The sequence below is a fragment of the Lelliottia sp. 7254-16 genome, assembly GCF_002922995.1.
Lineage (GTDB): Bacteria > Pseudomonadota > Gammaproteobacteria > Enterobacterales > Enterobacteriaceae > Enterobacter > Enterobacter jeotgali.
In genome coordinates, this window is record NZ_PQVS01000005.1 from 1 (window position 1) to 20,701 (window position 20,701).

Annotated in this window: 21 protein-coding genes; 8 read left to right on the forward strand and 13 right to left on the reverse strand. The window is 53.3% G+C overall.

Annotated features, from left to right (window positions below):
• Positions 1–419 precede the first annotated feature (419 nt).
• Positions 420–986 carry a D-glycero-beta-D-manno-heptose 1,7-bisphosphate 7-phosphatase gene (gmhB, locus tag C3708_RS08865; protein ID WP_095280867.1) on the reverse strand — a complete coding sequence of 189 codons (567 nt, stop codon included), beginning with the start codon at positions 984–986 and terminating at the stop codon, positions 420–422.
• 188 nt (positions 987–1,174) lie between these two features.
• Between gmhB and metN the strand changes: the two genes are divergently transcribed.
• The 6 genes from metN (at position 1,175) to proS (ending at position 6,753) form a co-directional block, all read left to right on the forward strand.
• Positions 1,175–2,206, forward strand: a complete 1,032-nt coding sequence (metN, locus tag C3708_RS08870) for a methionine ABC transporter ATP-binding protein MetN (protein WP_103948065.1) — start codon at positions 1,175–1,177, stop codon at positions 2,204–2,206.
• The gene (locus C3708_RS08875) at positions 2,199–2,852 is read left to right on the forward strand and encodes a methionine ABC transporter permease MetI (RefSeq protein ID WP_003856130.1); all 654 of its coding nucleotides are present in this window, start codon (positions 2,199–2,201) and stop codon (positions 2,850–2,852) included. Before metN ends, C3708_RS08875 begins: the two co-directional genes overlap by 8 nt.
• A gap of 38 nt (positions 2,853–2,890) precedes the next feature.
• On the forward strand, positions 2,891–3,706 hold the full coding sequence (gene metQ, locus C3708_RS08880) for a methionine ABC transporter substrate-binding lipoprotein MetQ (protein ID WP_095280865.1): 816 nt from the start codon (positions 2,891–2,893) through the stop codon (positions 3,704–3,706).
• A 107-nt stretch (positions 3,707–3,813) separates the two neighbouring features.
• Positions 3,814–4,218 (forward strand): Rcs stress response system protein RcsF, encoded by a 405-nt coding sequence (gene rcsF / locus C3708_RS08885; protein WP_095280864.1) that lies wholly within the window; start codon positions 3,814–3,816, stop codon positions 4,216–4,218.
• A complete protein-coding gene (tsaA, locus tag C3708_RS08890) occupies positions 4,215–4,922 on the forward strand; it encodes a tRNA (N6-threonylcarbamoyladenosine(37)-N6)-methyltransferase TrmO (protein WP_103949103.1) in 708 nt (235 codons plus the stop codon). The genes rcsF and tsaA overlap by 4 nt, the downstream gene beginning before the upstream one ends.
• Positions 4,923–5,034: 112 nt before the next feature.
• Positions 5,035–6,753 carry a proline--tRNA ligase gene (gene proS, locus C3708_RS08895; protein WP_095280862.1) on the forward strand — a complete coding sequence of 573 codons (1,719 nt, stop codon included), beginning with the start codon at positions 5,035–5,037 and terminating at the stop codon, positions 6,751–6,753.
• Between the two features lie 42 nt (positions 6,754–6,795).
• Here proS and nlpE read toward each other — a convergent pair whose 3' ends face one another.
• The 3 genes from nlpE to C3708_RS08910 are packed head-to-tail and all read right to left on the reverse strand — an operon-like array spanning position 6,796 to position 8,492.
• Positions 6,796–7,494, reverse strand: coding sequence for an envelope stress response activation lipoprotein NlpE (gene nlpE / locus C3708_RS08900; protein ID WP_095280861.1), 699 nt, complete (start codon positions 7,492–7,494; stop codon positions 6,796–6,798).
• Positions 7,495–7,527: 33 nt separating this feature from the next.
• Positions 7,528–7,950: an alternative ribosome rescue aminoacyl-tRNA hydrolase ArfB gene (arfB, locus tag C3708_RS08905; protein ID WP_103949104.1), complete on the reverse strand. Its 423-nt coding sequence runs from the start codon at positions 7,948–7,950 to the stop codon at positions 7,528–7,530.
• Entirely contained in the window at positions 7,947–8,492 is a 546-nt protein-coding gene (locus C3708_RS08910; protein WP_095280859.1) for a YaeQ family protein, read from the reverse strand. The genes arfB and C3708_RS08910 overlap by 4 nt, the downstream gene beginning before the upstream one ends.
• Positions 8,493–8,690: 198 nt before the next feature.
• On the opposite strand from C3708_RS08910, the gene C3708_RS08915 reads away from it, so the two are divergent.
• On the forward strand, positions 8,691–8,891 hold the full coding sequence (locus tag C3708_RS08915) for a YaeP family protein (RefSeq protein ID WP_095280858.1): 201 nt from the start codon (positions 8,691–8,693) through the stop codon (positions 8,889–8,891).
• On the forward strand, positions 8,878–9,138 hold the full coding sequence (rof, locus tag C3708_RS08920) for a Rho-binding antiterminator (protein WP_095280857.1): 261 nt from the start codon (positions 8,878–8,880) through the stop codon (positions 9,136–9,138). The genes C3708_RS08915 and rof overlap by 14 nt, the downstream gene beginning before the upstream one ends.
• Before the next feature lie 28 nt (positions 9,139–9,166).
• Here rof and tilS read toward each other — a convergent pair whose 3' ends face one another.
• From tilS to fabZ, 9 genes are all read right to left on the reverse strand, one after another.
• Positions 9,167–10,453, reverse strand: a complete 1,287-nt coding sequence (gene tilS, locus C3708_RS08925; RefSeq protein WP_103948061.1) for a tRNA lysidine(34) synthetase TilS — start codon at positions 10,451–10,453, stop codon at positions 9,167–9,169.
• A complete protein-coding gene (locus C3708_RS08930) occupies positions 10,450–10,839 on the reverse strand; it encodes a VOC family protein (RefSeq protein WP_095280855.1) in 390 nt (129 codons plus the stop codon). Before C3708_RS08930 ends, tilS begins: the two co-directional genes overlap by 4 nt.
• A gap of 59 nt (positions 10,840–10,898) precedes the next feature.
• A complete protein-coding gene (locus tag C3708_RS08935) occupies positions 10,899–13,037 on the reverse strand; it encodes a lysine decarboxylase LdcC (RefSeq protein ID WP_103949105.1) in 2,139 nt (712 codons plus the stop codon).
• A 100-nt stretch (positions 13,038–13,137) separates the two neighbouring features.
• Positions 13,138–14,097, reverse strand: a complete 960-nt coding sequence (accA, locus tag C3708_RS08940; protein ID WP_095280853.1) for an acetyl-CoA carboxylase carboxyl transferase subunit alpha — start codon at positions 14,095–14,097, stop codon at positions 13,138–13,140.
• A gap of 12 nt (positions 14,098–14,109) precedes the next feature.
• Positions 14,110–17,592, reverse strand: a complete 3,483-nt coding sequence (dnaE, locus tag C3708_RS08945) for a DNA polymerase III subunit alpha (RefSeq protein WP_103949106.1) — start codon at positions 17,590–17,592, stop codon at positions 14,110–14,112.
• A 38-nt stretch (positions 17,593–17,630) separates the two neighbouring features.
• Positions 17,631–18,227, reverse strand: coding sequence for a ribonuclease HII (gene rnhB / locus C3708_RS08950; RefSeq protein ID WP_095280851.1), 597 nt, complete (start codon positions 18,225–18,227; stop codon positions 17,631–17,633).
• Positions 18,224–19,372, reverse strand: coding sequence for a lipid-A-disaccharide synthase (gene lpxB, locus C3708_RS08955; RefSeq protein WP_095280850.1), 1,149 nt, complete (start codon positions 19,370–19,372; stop codon positions 18,224–18,226). Before lpxB ends, rnhB begins: the two co-directional genes overlap by 4 nt.
• Positions 19,372–20,160: an acyl-ACP--UDP-N-acetylglucosamine O-acyltransferase gene (gene lpxA / locus C3708_RS08960; RefSeq protein ID WP_095280849.1), complete on the reverse strand. Its 789-nt coding sequence runs from the start codon at positions 20,158–20,160 to the stop codon at positions 19,372–19,374. The genes lpxB and lpxA overlap by 1 nt, the downstream gene beginning before the upstream one ends.
• Before the next feature lie 3 nt (positions 20,161–20,163).
• Entirely contained in the window at positions 20,164–20,619 is a 456-nt protein-coding gene (gene fabZ / locus C3708_RS08965; RefSeq protein ID WP_007373234.1) for a 3-hydroxyacyl-ACP dehydratase FabZ, read from the reverse strand.
• Positions 20,620–20,701: the final 82 nt, after the last annotated feature.

Sequence of the window (20,701 nt, forward strand, 5' to 3'; positions counted from 1 at the left end):
GGCCTGCCGCCAGCGTTCAATCTGAGCCATGATCAAACTCTTCAATTTAAGTTTGATGCTCGTGAATTAAACTTCGTAATGAATTACGTATGTTCACTCAGAGACTTTGGTATTCATTTAGCGTCTTGCGACGTTTAGAATCCATGTCACTTTGAGTGCCCACACAGATTGTCTGATAAATTGTTAAAGAGCAGTGCAACGCGGCTTTCGCTCACCGTTGCGAGGTGGCGTATATTACGCTTTCCTCTTTCAGAGTCAACCCTGAATTTCAGGATTTTTTCTCTTCAACCGACCCGGCTGTTTGTGTGAAGTGATTCACATCTGCCGTGTCGATGGAGGCGCATTATAGGGAGCTTCCGAGGAATGACAAGCGGAAAAATACAATTTTATTTCAACCGCTCACATTTTCAACACAACGCCTATTTTTGCTGCGCTTTGAGCGCTTTTGGCAACTCAGCGAGGCTATTCAGCACCATATCCGCTGCGCTTTCAGCTTCTGGTGTGACAGGCTTGCCGGTGCGAACTAACACTTTGGTCCCCACACCCGCAGCGGTTGCCGCCTGCATATCTTCCAGTTTGTCGCCCACCATATAAGAAGACGCCATATCAATGTGCAGGAATTCCTGCGCGGAGATAAACATCCCCGGATGTGGTTTGCGGCAATCACACGTCTGGCGATATTCTTCCACCGATCCCTGTGGGTGATGCGGGCAGTAATAGATACCATCCAGCTCGACGTCGCGATCGGCCAATGACCAGTCCATCCATTCGGTCAGCGTTTCGAATTGCGCTTCGGTAAATTTACCCCGGGCGATCCCGGACTGATTGGTCACCACCACCAGCGCATAGCCCATCGCTTTGAGTTCGCGCATGGCATCAATAACGCCGTCGATAAATTCGAACGCATCAATCTCGTGCACGTAACCATGATCGACATTAATAGTGCCGTCACGATCGAGAAAAATTGCGGGTACTGATTTTGCCACGGGTTTACTCCTGAAAAAGGCATGTCCCGCTATTATCTCACGTTTCACCACGCAAGAAAGTGCTCATCGCGCACAGTGACATTGATTTAGACGTCTGGATGCCTTAACATCCATTTTGTTTACGGCTGAACCCCGTATCTGGCAGAAGAAAATGCCACGGCTAACTTACATACGATAAAAATAATCTAATGATTAAACTTTCCAATATCACCAAAGTGTTCCAGCAAGGAACCCGAACGATTCAGGCGCTGAACAACGTCAGCCTGCACGTTCCGGCTGGACAGATTTATGGCGTCATTGGCGCTTCGGGTGCCGGTAAAAGTACGCTCATCCGCTGCGTTAACCTGCTCGAGCGTCCGACCGAAGGCAGCGTCCAGGTTGGCGGCCAGGAATTAACCAAACTTTCTGAAAAAGAATTAACTCAAGCCCGTCGTCAGATTGGCATGATCTTCCAGCACTTTAACCTGCTGGCCTCGCGCACCGTTTTTGGTAACGTCGCGCTGCCACTGGAGCTGGACAATACACCAAAGGAAGAAGTGAAACGCCGGGTGACCGAGCTGCTGGATTTGGTCGGGCTGTCTGATAAGCACGACAGCTACCCAGCCAATTTGTCCGGTGGCCAGAAACAGCGCGTGGCGATTGCACGTGCGCTGGCAAGCAATCCGAAAGTGCTGCTCTGCGACGAAGCCACCAGCGCACTGGATCCTGCCACCACCCGTTCTATCCTCGAATTATTGAAAGACATTAACCGCCGCCTCGGGCTGACCATTCTCCTTATTACTCATGAGATGGACGTTGTGAAGCGCATTTGCGACTGTGTCGCGGTAATCAGCAACGGTGAATTGATTGAACAGGACACGGTGAGCGAAGTGTTCTCGCACCCGAAAACACCACTGGCACAGCAGTTCATTCAGTCCACGCTGCACCTGGATATCCCGGAAGATTATCTGGCGCGTTTAAAAACAGAATCTGGTGTAGACAGCGTTCCAATGCTGCGCATGGAATTTACCGGTCAGTCCGTTGACGCCCCGCTGCTTTCCGAAACTGCGCGCCGCTTCAATGTGAACAACAACATTATTAGTGCGCAGATGGATTACGCCGGTGGCGTGAAGTTCGGCATCATGCTGACGGAAATGCACGGAACACAAGAAGAGACGCAAGCCGCAATCGCCTGGCTGCAGGAACACCATGTAAAAGTAGAGGTACTGGGTTATGTCTGAGCCGATGATGTGGCTGCTGGTTCGCGGCGTTTGGGAGACGCTGGCAATGACCTTCGTATCTGGATTCTTTGGTTTCGTGATTGGCTTGCCGGTTGGCGTGCTGTTGTACGTCACGCGTCCTGGGCAGATTATCGAAAACGCGAAGCTTTACCGCACGCTCTCTGCGCTGGTGAATATCTTCCGCTCGATTCCTTTTATTATCCTGCTGGTGTGGATGATTCCATTTACCCGAGTCATCGTGGGAACATCTATTGGTTTGCAGGCGGCTATCGTTCCGCTGACCGTAGGCGCCGCACCATTCATCGCGCGTATGGTTGAAAACGCCCTGCTGGAAATTCCAACCGGTCTGATTGAAGCCTCTCGTGCTATGGGCGCGACGCCGATGCAGATCGTACGCAAAGTTCTGTTACCTGAAGCGCTGCCGGGCCTGGTGAATGCGGCAACCATTACGCTGATCACCCTCGTAGGTTATTCCGCCATGGGCGGCGCCGTTGGGGCTGGCGGCCTGGGGCAGATCGGCTATCAATACGGTTATATTGGTTATAACGCTACCGTAATGAACACGGTTCTGGTATTGCTGGTTGTGCTGGTTTATCTCATTCAATTCTCAGGCGATCGCATCGTCCGGGCTGTTACTCATAAATAACGTTACACAACGCAAACTCGACGAATTAAGGATATGACATGACGTTTAAATTGAAGACCTTTGCCGCAGTAGGCGCGCTGATTGGCTCTCTGGCTCTGGTGGGTTGCGGTCAGGACGAAAAAGATCCAAACCACATTAAAGTCGGTGTCATTGTTGGCGCTGAGCAGCAGGTTGCTGAAGTTGCACAGAAAGTGGCAAAAGAGAAATATGGTCTGGACGTTGAGCTGGTTACCTTTAACGATTACGTTCTGCCTAACGAAGCGCTGAGCAAAGGCGACATCGACGCTAACGCCTTCCAGCACAAACCGTATCTGGATCAGCAGATCAAAGACCGTGGCTACAAACTGGTTGCCGTCGCGAATACCTTCGTTTACCCGATCGCGGGCTACTCTAAAAAAATCAAATCTCTGGAAGAGCTGCAGCCGGGTTCTCAGGTCGCGATTCCTAACGATCCAACCAACCTGGGCCGCTCCCTGTTGCTGCTGCAGAAAGTGGGTCTGATCAAACTGAAAGACGGCGTGGGCTTGCTGCCAACCGTACTGGATGTAACTGAAAACCCGAAAAACCTGAAGCTGGTTGAGCTGGAAGCACCGCAGCTGCCACGTTCTCTGGACGACGCGCAGATTGCACTGGCCGTGATCAACACCACTTACGCCAGCCAGATTGGCCTGACACCAGCGAAAGACGGTATCTTCGTTGAAGACAAAGACTCCCCATACGTGAACCTGATCGTGAGCCGCGAAGACAACAAAGACGCGGAAAACGTGAAAAAATTCGTCCAGGCATACCAGTCTGACGAAGTTTACCAGGAAGCCAACAAAGTGTTTAACGGCGGCGCTGTTAAAGGCTGGTAATCTGACCTTTCTGTAATATCATTCATGACGGGCGAAAGCCCGTCTTGTCATTTATGCGGGCAACTGATTCAATAACTGACGATTTGATTATTCATTGAGGAAATATTATGCGTGCTTTACCGATCTGTCTTTTAGCACTCATGCTGAGCGGCTGTTCAATGCTAAGCAGATCTCCTGTTGAACCTGTTAAAAGCACTGCAACCCCACCGAAGGTGGAGCCAGCCAAGCCGAAGGCACCGCGCCCTGCACCGGTAAGAATCTACACCAAAGCTGAAGACTTAATTGGCAAACCATTCCGCGATCTGGGTGAAGTCACCGGCGAATCCTGCCAGGCCAGCAATCAGGACTCTCCGCCAAACATCCCAACCGCGCGTAAACGTCTGCAGATTAACGCCGCCAAAATGAAAGCTAACGCCGTCCTGCTGCACAGCTGTGAAGTCACCAGCGGCACGCCAGGCTGCTATCGTCAGGCGGTGTGCATGGGCAATGCCCTTAACGTCACGGCGAAATGAGTGCATTTCAGTTTGAGCAGATAGGTGTTATCCGCTCGCCTTATAAAGAGAAGTTTGCCGTACCGCGCCAGCCGGGTCTGGTTAAAAGCGGCGGCGGTGAACTTCACTTAATTCCTCCTTATAATCAGGCCGACGCCGTGCGTGGGCTTGAGGCATTTAGCCATCTGTGGGTGCTGTTCATCTTTCATCAAACGATGGAAGGAGGCTGGCGTCCGACGGTGCGCCCTCCCCGCCTGGGTGGGAATGCCAGAATGGGGGTGTTTGCCACGCGTTCGACCTTCCGCCCGAACCCTGTCGGGATGTCGTTGATTGAGCTAAAAGATATTCGCTGTCAAAAGGATCAGGTGATCCTGCAGTTAGGCAGTCTGGATTTGGTCGACGGTACGCCGGTAGTGGATATCAAACCCTATCTGCCCTTTGCCGAAGCGCTGCCCGAGGCGCGTGCGAGCTACGCTCAGCAGGCACCGGTCGCCGATATGCCCGTCGGTTTTACGTCCGATGTTGACGCGCAACTTCTGCTCCTGGAAAAGCGCTACCCTCGCCTGAAAGCCTTTATTGTTGAAGTCCTGGCGCAAGATCCACGACCCGCGTATAAAAAAGAGGAAGAAGCTGGCAAAACTTACGCCGTCCTGTTGCTCGATTTTAATGTGCGCTGGCGCGTCACCGAGTCAGGTTTTGAAGTGTTTGCGCTGGAAGTGCGCTAATTTTATTTTCCTCTCTTTTGGCATCTTTGCCACACTGGTAAACTAAACCACTTTTTTTGTGTCAGTCTGACGTTTCAGCCTGGTCCAATCGTCGAAATGGAACCGTAACAACATGCGTACTAGCCAATATCTGCTCTCCACACTGAAGGAGACACCTGCCGACGCCGAAGTCATCAGCCATCAGCTGATGCTGCGCGCCGGGATGATCCGCAAGCTGGCCTCTGGGTTGTATACCTGGTTGCCGACCGGCCTGCGCGTCCTGAAAAAAGTCGAAAACATCGTGCGTGAAGAGATGAACAACGCCGGTGCTATCGAGGTGTCCATGCCTGTGGTTCAGCCTGCTGACCTGTGGATGGAAAGTGGTCGCTGGGAGCAGTACGGCCCAGAGCTGCTGCGCTTTGTTGATCGTGGCGAGCGCCCGTTTGTACTCGGCCCAACGCATGAAGAAGTGATCACTGACCTGATTCGTAACGAGCTGAACTCGTACAAACAGCTGCCGCTGAACTTCTTCCAGATCCAGACCAAGTTCCGTGACGAAGTTCGTCCGCGTTTCGGCGTGATGCGTTCCCGCGAATTCCTGATGAAAGATGCCTACTCTTTCCATACTTCTCAGGAATCCCTGCAGGAAACCTACGACGTGATGTACGGCGCCTACAGCAAGATCTTCTCCCGCATGGGTCTGGATTTCCGCGCTGTGCAAGCTGACACCGGTTCTATCGGCGGTAGCGCCTCTCACGAATTCCAGGTGCTGGCGCAGAGCGGTGAAGATGATGTGATCTTCTCCGACACCTCTGACTACGCGGCAAATATCGAATTTGCAGAAGCTCTGGCCCCTGCGACCCCACGTGCGGCAGCGACAGAAGAGATGAAGCTGGTCGATACCCCGAACGCCAAAACCATCGCCGAGCTGGTTGAGCAGTTCAATCTGCCGATCGAGAAAACGGTAAAAACTCTGCTGGTGAAATCCGTTGAAGGAAGCGCGTATCCGCTGGTTGCGCTGCTGGTTCGTGGCGATCACGAGCTGAACGAAGTCAAAGCAGAAAAACTGCCGCAGGTTGCAAGCCCGCTGACTTTCGCTACCGAAGCTGAAATCCGCGCGGTAGTTAACGCAGGTCCTGGTTCACTGGGCCCGGTTAATCTGCCGATTCCAGTCGTGATTGACCGTACCGTGGCAGCCATGAGCGATTTCTCTGCTGGCGCGAACATCGACGGTAAGCACTACTTCGGCATCAACTGGGATCGCGACACCGCGACGCCAGAAGTAGCAGATATCCGTAACGTGGTTGCCGGCGATCCAAGCCCGGACGGCCAGGGTACGCTGATGATCAAACGTGGTATCGAAGTCGGTCACATCTTCCAGTTGGGTACGAAGTACTCTCAGGCGCTGAATGCATCCGTTCAGGGTGAAGATGGCCGTAACCAGACGCTGACCATGGGTTGCTACGGTATCGGGGTAACTCGCGTGGTTGCAGCAGCCATTGAGCAGAACCACGACGAACGCGGCATCGTCTGGCCAGACAATATCGCCCCGTTCCAGGTCGCGATTTTGCCGATGAACATGCACAAGTCTTACCGTGTTCAGGAACTGGCTGAGAAGCTGTACAGCGAACTGCGTGCGCAGGGTATCGAAGTGCTGATGGATGACCGTAAAGAGCGTCCGGGCGTGATGTTTGCGGATATGGAACTGATCGGCATTCCGCACACTGTCGTTATCGGCGACCGTAACCTCGACAGCGACGAGATTGAATACAAATACCGTCGCAGCGGCGAGAAGCAGATGATCAAGACCGGCGATGTCCTTGATTACCTGGTGAAAGCCATCAAAGGTTAAGCCACAAAAAACCCCGCGATTGCGGGGTTTTTCTTTTCAGTCTTATTTGCTGTCGCAGTCTTTACCCGCCGCAAACTTCGCACTCTTATCCGTTACCAGCGTTTTCACCATCTCGCCGCTATCCGGGTTCGGCTCCAGCGTGAAGTGACCGTCTACTGTCAACAACACTGGCTTGCTGTCATTCCCGCGCGCCACGGCATAATCACGTTCCAGCTGCGCATTGTTTGCCACACTGACTTTCTTGCCCGTTGCACAATCGGTGAAGACTGCTGCATCTGCCATGTAGAAATACATGCCGCGCATCGCCATCGGCGTTGAGGGCAGAGCCGCTTTGACTGGCGCTAACGTGTAGTTAAACTGAGATTCGATCGGATTACCTTCACGATCGAGCATCTCCATGCCCTCACCTTTGGCGCGGAAATAGGTTTTCTCGCCTTCGGAATCCGTCAAAATCAGTTTCTCAGCGGTGCGCGCCCACTTGCCATAAGTGGCAAAGGATGACGGTTCTTTCGCCCCCTGATAGCGCTGGTTCATTACCCATGAACCATCCTTTTCCAGGTACAATGTCGTTTCAATGCCTTCGCAATCGGCGCAAGGCAGAACACCGCGCCAGCTCTGCTGCATCGGTTTTAACTCTTCCGACTGTGTCGGTTGTAAAGTCTGCATCTCAGCACGATTATTACACCCAATGAGGGCAAAAAGCGTTGATGCGGCAATAACTGACCATATCGCTGTTTTCACGATGAATTCCTTATAAAAATGGTATCCGGTTTATCAATCCTGAGACCGACGAACTTTTCCACGCAGTGATTTTACCGTGGATTTTTGCGCTTTCGAAGACAACCGACGCTCTTTTGAGGCTCGCGTCGGTCGCGTGGCGCGGCGACTTTTCTGAACTGTAGTCAGTTCCTGTATGACCGCCACCAGCCGGGAAAGTGCGGCTTCTCGATTCAATTCCTGACTGCGATACTCTTGCGCCTTAATAATGATAATGCCATCGCTGGTAATGAGGTGATGGCTGGCGGCGAGCAAGGCTTCTTTATAGGACTCTGGCAGGCTGGAGGCCCGAATGTCAAAGCGCAGATGAATCGCCGTTGAGGCTTTATTCACATGCTGTCCACCCGCGCCCTGAGCCCGGATCGCCGTTATCTCAAACTCATTGTCGGGGATAGTGACGGTTCGGGACACCACAATCATGACGGTGACTGCCACGCAGTAAGATGAATTTCCAGATTATTCTGAGAATCAGACAGCCAGATAGCGCCATCCTGGATCGTCGCCTGCAGCGCCATAGTACGGGCGGCAAACTCAGTCAATTTCGCCAGTTGTTCATCGTCCAGATACCACACTGAAAGGTGTGAATACTGGGCGCATTTGCGCTGGTTTTGCTGCCACCAGATTTCCGCAGCACGCTGATTATAGGCAAAAATCGCCACTTCTGCGGACTGCGTGCAGGCCTTTTTGATTCGACGTTCGTCCGGCAAGCCGAGCTCAATCCACAAATCAATGCCCATATGATCGTTGCGCAGCCAGGCTTCTGGCTCTTCTTCGGCGCTCAGTCCACGCGTAAATTGCAGCCGTTCATTGGCGTATTTGATCCACGCCAGCAGGCGCAGCATCATGCGTTCCTGCGTTTCTGACGGGTGACGAGCCAGCGTTAACGACGCATCGAGAAACTGGTTGCGGTCAAGGTCAGCAACGTTGACTACCGCTTTATAAATTGTCGCTTTCAGCGCCATGAGAGAACTCCATTCGAATCAGGCGCACATTGTAGCGAAATTCCAGCCAAAAGGCTGTTACCTCGCGGTGAATCGCAGCAATATCAAGGCGCTGATATTGCTTGAATGAGTATGGTATAGTCACCTTGCTAAACCGAGTTTATCTTCGTAGGCTTAAGTGTATCTCACAGTAACGTCAGTGCGCTGGCAGGAGGGGATGTGGAAAATTATTGTGAGTTAATTCGCAAAAGGTATGCGGAAATTGCCAGCGGAGATCTGGGGTATATCCCCGATGCGTTGGGCTGTGTATTGAAAGTGCTGAATGAAGTGGCGTCGGACGCCAGCCTTTCAGAATCGGTCAGGGAAAAAGCGGCGTATGCTGCTGCGAATTTACTGGTGAGCGATTATGTCAATGAATGATACCTATCAACCCATCAACTGCGATGACTACGACAACCTCGAGCTCGCCTGTCAGAATCACCTGGTTCTGGCGCTGGCGTTAAAAGACGGCGAGGAGTTGAAAGCAAAAGCGAGTGACCTGGTCTCACGCAAGAACGTTGAATATCTGGTCGTCGAAGATGCCGGGAAAACGCGTGAACTTCGCCTCGATAAAATCGCCAGCTTCAGTCATCCAGATATCGGCACCGTCGTGGTGAGCGAAGAGTAATTTTCTGTAACGGGCAGTTCGCTGCCCGTTACGCCTTCCGCTCGAATCTCAACCCCTCTTCCGCCCAGCCATCCTGCGTGACAAAGACTCCCGCCGCCGCAATCAGCGTTTCACCATAAAATAATAAAGGCGTGGTGTCGCGAAGCCAGGGCGGTACGTTGCACTCCTGCCAGATTTTTTTCAGCTTGCGGCCACCGTTGCGGCCCACAATATGTAAATTCCCGCTGGCTTTAAAGCGGATCGTCACCTGCTCTCCCACTGCTGGCAAACGCACATTACCGGGCGCATTAAGAGCAACCAGACCCGCCCTGTGCGGTAGCTTCAGCGGTTCGTGAATATCAGGCCAGGAGATGATGTTATCTGTCAGCGACGGCTGATGCTTAACCCACCAGAGCTGCGCTTTGAAGCGTCTGATTTCAAACCCATTAAGATGCAGACACGGGTTGGCATCTTCGCGCGCCTGAGCCACTTCATCCCAGATTCGCTTGAGCATGTCGCGCGAGGGCATTTGCGCGTGATGACCCGCAAGCCAGCGACGAACTAACGCCCCTCGGCGCACCACGCTCATCGATTCCAGCGGAGAAATACTCAGCGCCCCCTCTTCCGACACCAGGTTCGCCAGCTCCTCGCTCAGCAGTTCGTCTAACAAGCTTTCCTGTTCTGCACATAATTGCGCACTTCTTGCCGTCGCCTCGGCAAAATGCGGCCAACGCTGAGAAAGTTCGGGCAAAATACGCAGACGTAAGAAGTTACGATCGTAGCCATCGTCCTGATTACTTTCATCTTCTATCCAGCGCAGATTGTGTACACGCGCCCAATGCTCCAGCGATGAACGGGTTTCGTTCAGCAAAGGACGCAGCAGGTATGTCCCGGCAAATTTGCTGCGCTCAGCCATCGCCGATAATCCCGCCGGGCCGCTGCCTCGCTTAAGCGCCAGTAAAAACGTCTCACACTGATCGTCGAGATGCTGCGCCGTCACGATGGCTTCACCGGGCCGAAGCGCGTGCTCAAAGGCGGCATACCGTGCCTTACGTGCCTGCGCCTCCGTCCCAAGTCCTTCGTCCTTAAGCGTCACGCGTTCAACGATCAGCGGGATATTCCACGTCTGGCAAAGCGTCTCGCAGTGGGCCACCCATTCATTGGCATTAGCACTAAGCCCATGATGAATATGAATAGCACGGATCTGGACATCGGGCTGTTGTTCACGCCACAGCATCAGGCGATGTAACAGGACGGTAGAGTCCAGGCCACCGCTAAACCCCACCAGCAACTGACGGTACGGAGAAACAGACTGAGCGATTGCAAGTAACGTCACTGCTGATAAAGCTCCAGCGGCAGGCCATCAGGATCGTTGAAAAAGGTAAAGCGCTTATTGGTAAACGGATCGATGCGAATGGCTTCGCACTTCACGCCATGCCCTTCAAGATGCTTCACCGCCTGCTCAATATTATCGACGCTGAAGGCGAGATGGCGAAGCCCACAGGCTTCTGGTCGCGACGGGCGCGCAGGTGGGAAAGGAAAGGAGAAAAGCTCAATCACATACTGCCCGTTCAACGCCAGGTCACCTTTCCACGAATCGCGTTCAGCGCGATAAGCTTCGCTCATCAGCGTGAATCCGAGAATGTCGCAATAGAACGCCTTACTGTGAGCGTAATCGGTCGCAATAATCGCAATATGGTGAACCTGTTTTAAACCCAGCATAGCCTCTCCTTTTGATAAGGCCCAAACGTTACAACCGAAAACCCTGAGCACGCAAGCGCTTAGCTATTTTTTAAGACTCGCACCCAATAAGTGCCGTTTTCGTCGCGCTTCGCACCGTGAATATCTGTCTCAAAACCGGGATAATGACGACCGACGGAACACAACATGAGCAGGAAATCGAGCACCGCCCGGCTTTGCTCGGTGATCATCTCGCCCGGCATCAATAGCGGAACGCCAGGCGGATAAGGCAGGATCATATTGGCCGATATGCGTCCCACCAGATTTTCCAGCTCGATAGTTTCCACTTCGCCTTTTACCTGACGTTGCCAGGCTTTGTGCGGGGTAAGTTTCATTTCGGGCAAAACGTCAAACGCCTGAAGCATAAGACGCGGCAGATCGTGCTGGCGGATCAGCTTATGGATCCCCTGAGCCAGATCCTGGATCCGCATGTTGCGATAAAAATCAGGATCTTCAGCGTACAGATCCGGGAGCATGTTTTTCACCCGCAGATTAAGATCGTAAGCGCGTTTGAACTCCATCAGCCCCCGCAGCAGCCCCATCGCACGGGTTTTATCGATCCCGATACTGAACAGGAAGAGCAGATTGTACGGGCCCGTTTTCTCTACCACTACGCCGCGTTCATCGAGGAATTTCGCCACCAGCGCCGCCGGGATCCCTTCATCGCTCATCGTTCCTTGCTCGTCCATCCCCGGCGTCAGAATGGTGACTTTCACCGGATCGAGGAACATATGATCCGCATCCGCATCGCGGAATCCATGCCAGCTTTCGTCAGGTGCAACGGACCAGCATTCGGCTTCATCAATCTCTTCCGGTTGCCAGATATCAAAGAACCAGCCGTCGGCCTCATCTTTGAGTCGCTGTACTTCTTTACGGAAATGCAGCGCCCGTTCCACTGAACGGTTAATCAAGCGTTTACCCGGATTGCCGCGCAACATCGCTGCCGCCGTTTCTATCGAGGCCACCAGTGGATAGCTTGGCGAAGTGGTAGTGTGCATCATGAAAGCTTCGTTGAACGTGTCTTCGTCGTATTCGCCCTTGATGTGAATAAGCGAAGCCTGCGAGAACGCCGCCAGCATTTTATGTGTCGACTGAGTTTCGAAGAATACTTTGCCCGGCATACGTTCGCCGCTCATCCCGCTTTTTCCCGCATAAATCGGGTGGAAATTGGTATAGGGAACCCAGGCCGAATCAAAGTGAATCGATGATACGTCAAGCGTCTGCTTGATCCAGTTGGTGTTGTAGAGCAGCCCGTCATAGGTCGAGTTGGTAATCACCGCATGAATAGGCCAACTTGCGCCCGCAACCGATGCGACTTTCTGTTCAATCGCCGCGTGGGAAAACTCACGGCGCGGAATGCCGCCCAAAATCCCCAGCGCGTTTCGCGTTGGCGACAGCCAGAGCGGAACGACATCGCTCATCATCAGCAGATGCGCCAGCGATTTGTGGCAATTACGATCAATCAGCAGTGTGCTTCCGGCAGGTGCGGCGTACATGCCAACAATCTTATTAGACGTCGACGTGCCGTTGGTCACCATATAACTTTGTTCGGCGCCGAAGGTGCGGGCGATGTACTCTTCCGCCTCCAGATGCGGGCCGGTGTGGTCCAGCAGCGAGCCGAGTTCCGTCACCGAGATCGAGACATCCGCTTTCAGCGTGTTACCGCCAAAGAAATCATAGAACAGACAACCAACCGGGCTTTTCTGGTATGCCGTTCCCGCCATGTGACCTGGCGTGCAGAAGGTGTATTTACCTTCTTTCACATAGTTGAACAGTGCGCGGGTAAAAGGAGGCGTGATGTTATCGAGGTATTCACGGGTATATTGCTCGATGCGCGTCGCAATATCCTCGGCTGCTCCGAGTGCGTATTCAAAAAACCACAGCGCCATGCGCATATCGTGAGCGCTGACGTCCATCGTCGAATGAGTATTGATGAACGCATACAGCGGCAGATATTCATTGAGCTGATTGATATCGCTGCACAATTCCAGGTCGTACTCATCCCAGTCAAAGACGACGCCACAGATACGTGGGTTATGCTCGATAACCTTAAGCAGATCGGCACTGTTATGCGGCCAGATAAGCTGGAATCCGCGAGACTGTAATGATTTTTCCAGCTCCTTGATCGGCTCATCTTTATAAAAGACGCCATGCGGACCCATGATGGCAATAATATTCATGGTCTACCTCCTTGAAAAATATTAGATAAGCATAGCCGAGGTAAACGGCAGGTAAAAAAAAAGCCGCAACAGTGTGCGGCTTTTAAGATTATTGTGCAGATTACGCGTAACCGTAGTTCATCAGGCGCTGATAACGACGGTTGAGCAGGTCTTCTTTGCTCAGCACATCGAGATCGGCCAAATCGGCCAGCAGCTGCGCTTTAAGGGAAGCTGCCATCACTTCTGGCTTACGATGCGCGCCGCCCAGCGGTTCTGGGATCACGGTATCGATAAGCTTCAGCTCTTTCAGACGTGGCGCGATAATACCCATCGCTTCCGCCGCCAGCGGCGCTTTGTCTGCGCTCTTCCACAGAATGGACGCGCAGCCTTCCGGGGAGATAACGGAATAGGTGCTGTACTGCAGCATATTCACTTTATCGCCCACACCGATAGCCAGTGCGCCGCCGGAACCGCCTTCACCGATCACGGTACAGATCACCGGGACCGACAGACGAGACATTTCACGCAGGTTGCGCGCGATGGCTTCTGACTGACCGCGCTCTTCTGCACCGACGCCTGGGTATGCACCAGGAGTGTCGATAAAGGTCACGATCGGCATGTTAAAGCGTTCGGCCATTTCCATCAGGCGCAGTGCCTTACGGTAACCTTCCGGTGCTGGCATACCAAAGTTACGACGAATCTTCTCTTTGGTTTCACGGCCTTTCTGATGACCAATGATCATCACCGGGCGACCATCCAGACGTGCGATACCGCCGACAATGGCTTTGTCGTCAGCATAAGCGCGATCGCCTGCCAGTTCGTCAAATTCATCAAACGCCAGGCGGACATAATCCAGGGTGTACGGGCGCTGTGGATGACGAGCCAGCTGGGCAATCTGCCATGCGCCGAGATCGGCAAAGATTTTGCGCGTCAGTTCTACGCTTTTTTCACGCAGACGATGCACTTCTTCGTCGATGTTAATATCCAGTTTTTCATCCTGACGGCTTACCGCTGTCAAAGAATCGATTTTCGCTTCCAGCTCTGCAATCGGCTGTTCGAAATCAAGGAAATTCAGACTCATAGTATTCCTGTATTAGTCAAACTCCAGTTCCACCTGCTCCGAACCAATGAGGCCACGGAGATCGTTGAGTAAACGATCGCTCGGAGAGACACGCCACGTTGCACCAAAGCGCAATCGCGCACGTGCATCCGCCCTCTGATAGTAGAGATGTACTGGAATGGTCCCCGATCGATGGGGTTCCAGAGACTGACGGAGTCGGTTTAAAAGCTGGTCATCAATTTGCCTGTCCGTCAGCGAGATAGCAAGCCCGCGAGCATATTTTTCCCGGGCTTCGTCAATATCCATCACTTCACGGGCCATCATTTTAAGCCCGCCGCTGAAGTCATCAAAGCTGACCTGTCCGCTGACGATAAGTATGCGGTCGTTTTCCAGCAAATGCTGGTATTTTTCCAGCGCTTCGGTGAATAACATCACCTCCAGCCGCCCGGAACGGTCATCCAGAGTACAGATGCCGATGCGATTACCGCGCTTGGTGACCATAACCCGCGCCGCAATGACGAGCCCCGCCGCCGTGGTCATTTTACCACGTTCCGTCGGATGCATGTCTTTTAGCCTGTAGCCTCCGACATAGCGCTCAATTTCTTTCAGATACTGGTTGATCGGATGCCCCGTCAGGTACAAGCCTAACGTTTCACGCTCTCCTTCCAGCACTGTATGTTCTGGCCACGGCTGACAGTTGGCATAAGACTGCTCAATCTGCTCAGGCTCTTCCGCCAGCACACCAAACATATCTGCCTGACCAATCGCTTCCGCTTTCGCGTGCTGGTCAGCCGCTTTCAGCGCGTCACCGAGGGAGTTCATCAGCGCCGCGCGATGCGGGCCGAGGCGGTCAAACGCCCCGGACATAATCAGTTTTTCCAGTACTCGACGGTTCAGTTTTTTGGTGTCAGTCCGGGCGCAAAGATCAAACAGTTCGCGGAAATAACCGCCATTGTTACGCGCTTCGATGATCGCTTCGATTGGGCCTTCGCCCACGCCTTTGATAGCACCGATACCGTAAACTATTTCACCGTCGTCGTTGACGTGGAAATGGTACATCCCGGCGTTAATATCCGGCGGCAAGATTTTCAGCCCCATACGCCAGCATTCATCGACCAGGCCAACCACTTTCTCGGTGTTATCCATATCAGCGGTCATTACCGCCGCCATAAATTCTGCCGGATAGTGCGCTTTCAGCCACAGGGTTTGATACGAAACCAGCGCATAAGCAGCGGAGTGCGATTTGTTAAATCCATAACCGGCGAATTTCTCCACCAGATCGAAGATTTTCATTGCCAGCTCACCGTCTACGCCACGGCTTTTCGCGCCCTCTTCAAAGGTGCCGCGCTGCTTGGCCATCTCTTCCGGCTTTTTCTTACCCATCGCACGACGCAGCATATCCGCGCCGCCAAGGGTATAGCCGGAAAGCTCCTGGGCAATCTGCATCACCTGTTCCTGGTACAGGATAATACCGTACGTTGGCTCAAGAACAGGTTTCAGGCACTCATGCTGCCACTGAACGTCAGGGTAGGAGATTTCTTCGCGACCGTGCTTACGGTCGATAAAGTTATCTACCATTCCTGACTGTAACGGGCCCGGACGGAACAGTGCTACCAGTGCGATCATATCTTCGAAGCAGTCGGGCTGCAGACGCTTAATCAGATCTTTCATGCCGCGCGATTCGAGCTGGAACACCGCAGTGGTTTCCGAGCGTTGCAGCATGTCGAAGCTTTTCTTGTCATCGAGCGGAATGGCGGCGATATCAATCGGCTCCAGGCCCTGTTTGGCCCGGCGCGGGTTGATCATCTTCAGAGCCCAATCAATGATAGTGAGCGTTCGCAAACCCAGGAAGTCGAATTTCACCAGGCCGGCGTACTCAACGTCGTTTTTATCGAACTGGGTGACCGGATGCTGGCCCGATTCGTCGCAATACAGCGGCGCAAAATCGGTAATTTTCGTCGGCGCGATAACCACACCACCGGCGTGCTTACCGGCGTTACGCGTGACACCTTCCAGCTTGCGCGCCATATCAATCAGCGCTTTGACCTCTTCGTCAGCTTCGTAGATTTCCGGCAGCTGCGGTTCCGCTTCGAAGGCCTTCGCCAGCGTCATGCCCGGATCGGGCGGCACCAGTTTAGAGATGCGATCGACGAAACCATAGGGATGGCCCAGCACGCGCCCCACGTCACGGATAACGGCTTTCGCCGCCATCGTACCGAAGGTAATAATCTGTGATACCGCATCACGGCCATACATATCCGCGACGTGCTCAATGACCTGATCGCGTTTCTCCATGCAGAAATCGACGTCAAAGTCGGGCATTGAGACACGTTCGGGGTTAAGAAAACGTTCGAACAGCAGGTCAAACTCAAGCGGATCGAGGTCAGTAATTTTTAGCGCGTAGGCCACAAGCGACCCCGCACCGGAACCACGGCCAGGGCCAACCGGCACGCCGTTATCCTTCGACCACTGGATAAATTCCATTACGATAAGGAAGTAGCCAGGGAACCCCATCTGGTTAATCACCTGGAGTTCGATATCCAGACGTTCGTCATATGGCGGACGTTTTTCTGCGCGGATTACAGGATCCGGGAACAGGAATTCCAGACGGTCTTCCAGACCCTCTTTCGATTTCACAACCAGGAAATCTTCCGTGGTCATATCACCGGTCGGGAACTGAGGCAGGAAGTATTCGCCCAAACGAACGGTGACGTTACAGCGACGGGCAATTTCTACGCTATTTTCCAGCGCTTCCGGGATGTCTGCGAACAGCTCACACATCTCATCTTCGTTGCGCATGTACTGCTGCGAAGAGTAGTTGCGCGGGCGTTTGGGATCGTCGAGCGTAAAACCATCGTGAATCGCCACGCGGATTTCATGCGCATCAAAATCACCCGGTTCAAGGAAACGCACGTCGTTAGTCGCAACCACCGGTAAACCGCGCTCTTCCGCAAGGGCCACCGCCGCATGCAGGTAGCTTTCCTCATCAGGACGACCGGTACGGATCAGTTCCAGATAGAAACGATCCGCGAAGTGTTCTTCGTAAAATGCGACGCACTGATCAACCAGCACGCTATTGCCACGGATCAGGCTTTTGCCGACATCACCCATGCGGCCACCAGAGATGAGCAATAAGCCTTCATTCAGCTCTGCCAGCCACTCGCGGTCGATCCACGGGCCTGCGGCACCGTAGCCGCGCTGGTAGGCGCGGGAGATCAGCAGCGTCAGGTTTTGGTAACCCGTGTTATTCATGGCAAGCACAGAAATTTGCGTCAGCTCATCGCCGATCAGATCGCTCTGGACGTGAAAATCTGCACCGACAATAGGCTTCAGACCTGAGCCATGCGCCGTTCCGTAGAACTTCACCAGACCGCAAAGGTTAGTGAAATCGGTGATCGCCAGCGCAGGCATGCCAAGCGAGGCCGCCTTTTTTACCAGCGGCCCGGTCTTCGCCAGCCCATCAATCATGGAGTAGTCGCTATGCACCCGCAGGTGTACGAAACGTGGTTCAGCCATCTTCAGATTCCGCGTTACTTAATTGCTTGCGTATTGATTCAGGACACCAGTCCCAGTGCGCGTTTCACCGGACCAAAACTGCGTCGATGATGTTCAGTTGCGCCGTGTTCAGCCAGTCTTTCCAGATGGAAAGCGGTCGGATACCCCTTGTGCTGGGCAAAGCCATACTGGGGAAAAGTGACGTCCAGCGCGGCCATTTCAGCATCGCGCGTGACTTTAGCAATAATAGATGCCGCGCTGATTTCAGGCACGCGGCTATCGCCCTTCACCACCGCCAGTGAAGGCATAGGTAGCGCAGGACAACGGTTTCCGTCAATCAGTACATATTCTGGAGTAATTTTTAGTCCAGCAACAGCACGCTGCATCGCCAGCATGGTGGCATGTAAAATATTCAGCGTGTCGATCTCTTCAGGCTCAGCGCGGCCTAAGCTCCAGGCTAATGCTTTTTCTTTGATCTCATCAAAGAGCGCCAGACGGCGCTTTTCGGAAAGCTTTTTCGAGTCATTAAGCCCGATAATCGGACGATGAGGGTCGAGGATGACGGCAGCAGTCACCACCGCGCCGACCAGCGGACCGCGCCCGACTTCGTCCACACCCGCCACCAGATGCGTGTGCGGATAAATAAATTCCATCATTTTGCTAACTCCAGCACCGCATCAGCCGCTTGCTCATCAGCATTACAGCGAATCTGCTGGTGCAATTCGCGGAAAGTATCATGCATCTGGTGACTGGTTTTGCCATCTGCCAGTAATGGCTGCAGCGCATCGGCTAAGGCCTGCGGCTGACACTCATCCTGCAATAACTCTTTCACCAGCTCGCGCCCGGCCAGCAGGTTAGGCAACGACACATAATCCGTTTTCACCAGGCGTTTCGCCAGCCAGAAGGTAAACGGCTTCATGCGATAACCCACCACCATCGGACATTTGGCGAGCATACACTCCAGCGCCGCCGTGCCCGAAGCAAGCAGCGCAGCATCGCTGGCGACCATTGCCTCACGGCCTTTGCCATCCAGCAGATGGATGTGCAGGTCTGGCGCCACTTCGGCTTTGATGCGCTCGAACTGCTCGCGGCGTTTCGCATTCACCAGCGGCACAACCACTTCCAGATCGGGATAAGTCTTCCGGAGGATTTGCGCCGTTTTCAGGAAATCGGCGCTAAGCATTTCCACTTCTGCACCGCGACTTCCTGGCAGCAGGGCCAGACAGTGGGCATCATGCGGGATGCCAAGAACATCGCGCGCCGCATTTTTATCGGGATCAAGCGGCATGGCGTCTGCCATAGTGTGACCGATAAAGCGGCACGGAACATTGAATCTATCGTAAAACGCTTTTTCGAAAGGCAGGAATGCCAGCACCAGATCGGTCGATCTGCCTATTTTGAAAACGCGTTTCTGTCGCCACGCCCAGACGGACGGACTGACGTAGTGGATCGTTTTGATACCCTGCTTTTTCAGGTTCCCTTCAAGGGTGATATTGAAATCAGGGGCATCGATGCCGACAAACACATCGGGTTTGAGGTCGGTAAAACGACGGGTAAGATCGGCGCGAATGTGCAGTAAACGGCGCAAACGGCCCAGCACTTCCACAATGCCCATCACCGCCAGCTCTTCCATTTCGTACCAGGCTTCGCAGCCTTCGGCCTGCATCAGCGGACCGGCAACGCCGACAAAGCGAGCGTTAGGTACGCGAGCCTTGAGTGCGCGGATTAGACCTGCACCAAGAATATCGCCGGAGGTTTCTCCGGCGACCAGGGCTATCGTTAATGGACGATTGTCGACCATTAACGAATCAGACCACGAGTTGAGCGTTCAAAGAATTCGGTGAACGCTTTCACTTCAGGGTGCTGTTCTGCCAGCTCTGCAACTTCTGGCTTGGCCTCTTCCAGCGTTTTGCCGCTACGGTACAGAAGTTTGTACGCGTTGCGGATCGCGGTGATAGCTTCGCGGCTGAAGCCACGACGCTTGAGACCTTCAATGTTGACGCCAAACGGCGTCGCATGGTTGCCCTGCGCAATCACATACGGTGGGACATCTTGTGCCACACCGGAGCAACCGCCGACCATCACGTGTGCACCAATGATGCAGAACTGATGGACTGCGGTCATGCCGCCAATGATTGCGAAATCATCAACCGATACGTGTCCCGCCAGCGTTGCGTTGTTGGCGAGGATACAGCGGCTACCCACAGTACAGTCATGAGCAATGTGCGCATTCACCATAAAGAGGTTGTCACTGCCCACCTTCGTCAATCCACCACCCTGTAATGTGCCACGATGAATGGTGACGCTTTCGCGAATGCGATTACGATCGCCTATTTCCACACGGGTCGGTTCGCCAGCATATTTAAGATCCTGGTTAACTTCGCCAATGGAGGCAAACTGATAGATCTCATTATCGCGGCCAATGGTCGTATGACCATTTACCACAACATGAGACTTCAGTACGGTACCCTCGCCAATAATGACATGGGGCCCAACAATACAAAAAGGACCAATGTGAGCGTTGGCACCAATTACGGCACCCTCTTCCACAATGGCGGTAGGATGAATAAAGGCAGATTTATCAATCACGTATCAGGCCTCCCGGCTACGCGCGCACATCATGGTAGCTTCGCAAACAACTTTGCCGTCAACCAGCGCAACGCCTTTGAAGCGCGTCAGACCACGGCGCGTTTTCTCAAAAGTCACTTCCATGATCATCTGATCACCAGGTACGACTGGACGCTTAAAGCGCGCTTCATCAATACCCGCGAAGTAATACAGTTCACCCGGCTCCAGTTTCCCGACGCTTTTAAACGCCAAAATACCGGTCGCCTGTGCCATCGCTTCCAGGATCAAAACACCCGGGAAGATAGGTTTACCAGGGAAATGTCCCTGGAAGAATGGCTCATTTACTGAGACATTTTTCACTGCGCGCAGAAAACGACCTTCTTCAAAATCCAACACACGATCTACCAGCAAGAACGGGTAGCGGTGCGGCAGAAGCTCTAAAATCTCTTCAATATGCAGAGTATGAGTGTCGGTAGTCAAAATACTCTTCCTGTCAAAATTTACTGAATAGCAATAATAACACGGCCTGCCGGTTTATAAGAAAGCCGACAGGCCGGGAAAT

Bases quoted from the DNA above. Each gene is read 5' to 3' on its own strand.
- rof (WP_095280857.1), top strand. From the start codon at position 8,878: ATGTCAATGAATGATACCTATCAACCCATCAACTGCGATGACTACGAC.
- tsaA (WP_103949103.1), top strand. From the start codon at position 4,215: ATGAGTGCATTTCAGTTTGAGCAGATAGGTGTTATCCGCTCGCCTTAT.
- dnaE (WP_103949106.1), bottom strand. From the start codon at position 17,592: ATGGCTGAACCACGTTTCGTACACCTGCGGGTGCATAGCGACTACTCC.
- lpxB (WP_095280850.1), bottom strand. From the start codon at position 19,372: ATGGTCGACAATCGTCCATTAACGATAGCCCTGGTCGCCGGAGAAACC.
- C3708_RS08910 (WP_095280859.1), bottom strand. From the start codon at position 8,492: ATGGCGCTGAAAGCGACAATTTATAAAGCGGTAGTCAACGTTGCTGAC.
- C3708_RS08875 (WP_003856130.1), top strand. From the start codon at position 2,199: ATGTCTGAGCCGATGATGTGGCTGCTGGTTCGCGGCGTTTGGGAGACG.
- metN (WP_103948065.1), top strand. From the start codon at position 1,175: ATGATTAAACTTTCCAATATCACCAAAGTGTTCCAGCAAGGAACCCGA.
- arfB (WP_103949104.1), bottom strand. From the start codon at position 7,950: ATGATTGTGGTGTCCCGAACCGTCACTATCCCCGACAATGAGTTTGAG.
- proS (WP_095280862.1), top strand. From the start codon at position 5,035: ATGCGTACTAGCCAATATCTGCTCTCCACACTGAAGGAGACACCTGCC.
- rnhB (WP_095280851.1), bottom strand. From the start codon at position 18,227: ATGATGGAATTTATTTATCCGCACACGCATCTGGTGGCGGGTGTGGAC.
- accA (WP_095280853.1), bottom strand. From the start codon at position 14,097: ATGAGTCTGAATTTCCTTGATTTCGAACAGCCGATTGCAGAGCTGGAA.
- C3708_RS08930 (WP_095280855.1), bottom strand. From the start codon at position 10,839: ATGCTGGGTTTAAAACAGGTTCACCATATTGCGATTATTGCGACCGAT.
- metQ (WP_095280865.1), top strand. From the start codon at position 2,891: ATGACGTTTAAATTGAAGACCTTTGCCGCAGTAGGCGCGCTGATTGGC.
- rcsF (WP_095280864.1), top strand. From the start codon at position 3,814: ATGCGTGCTTTACCGATCTGTCTTTTAGCACTCATGCTGAGCGGCTGT.
- C3708_RS08935 (WP_103949105.1), bottom strand. From the start codon at position 13,037: ATGAATATTATTGCCATCATGGGTCCGCATGGCGTCTTTTATAAAGAT.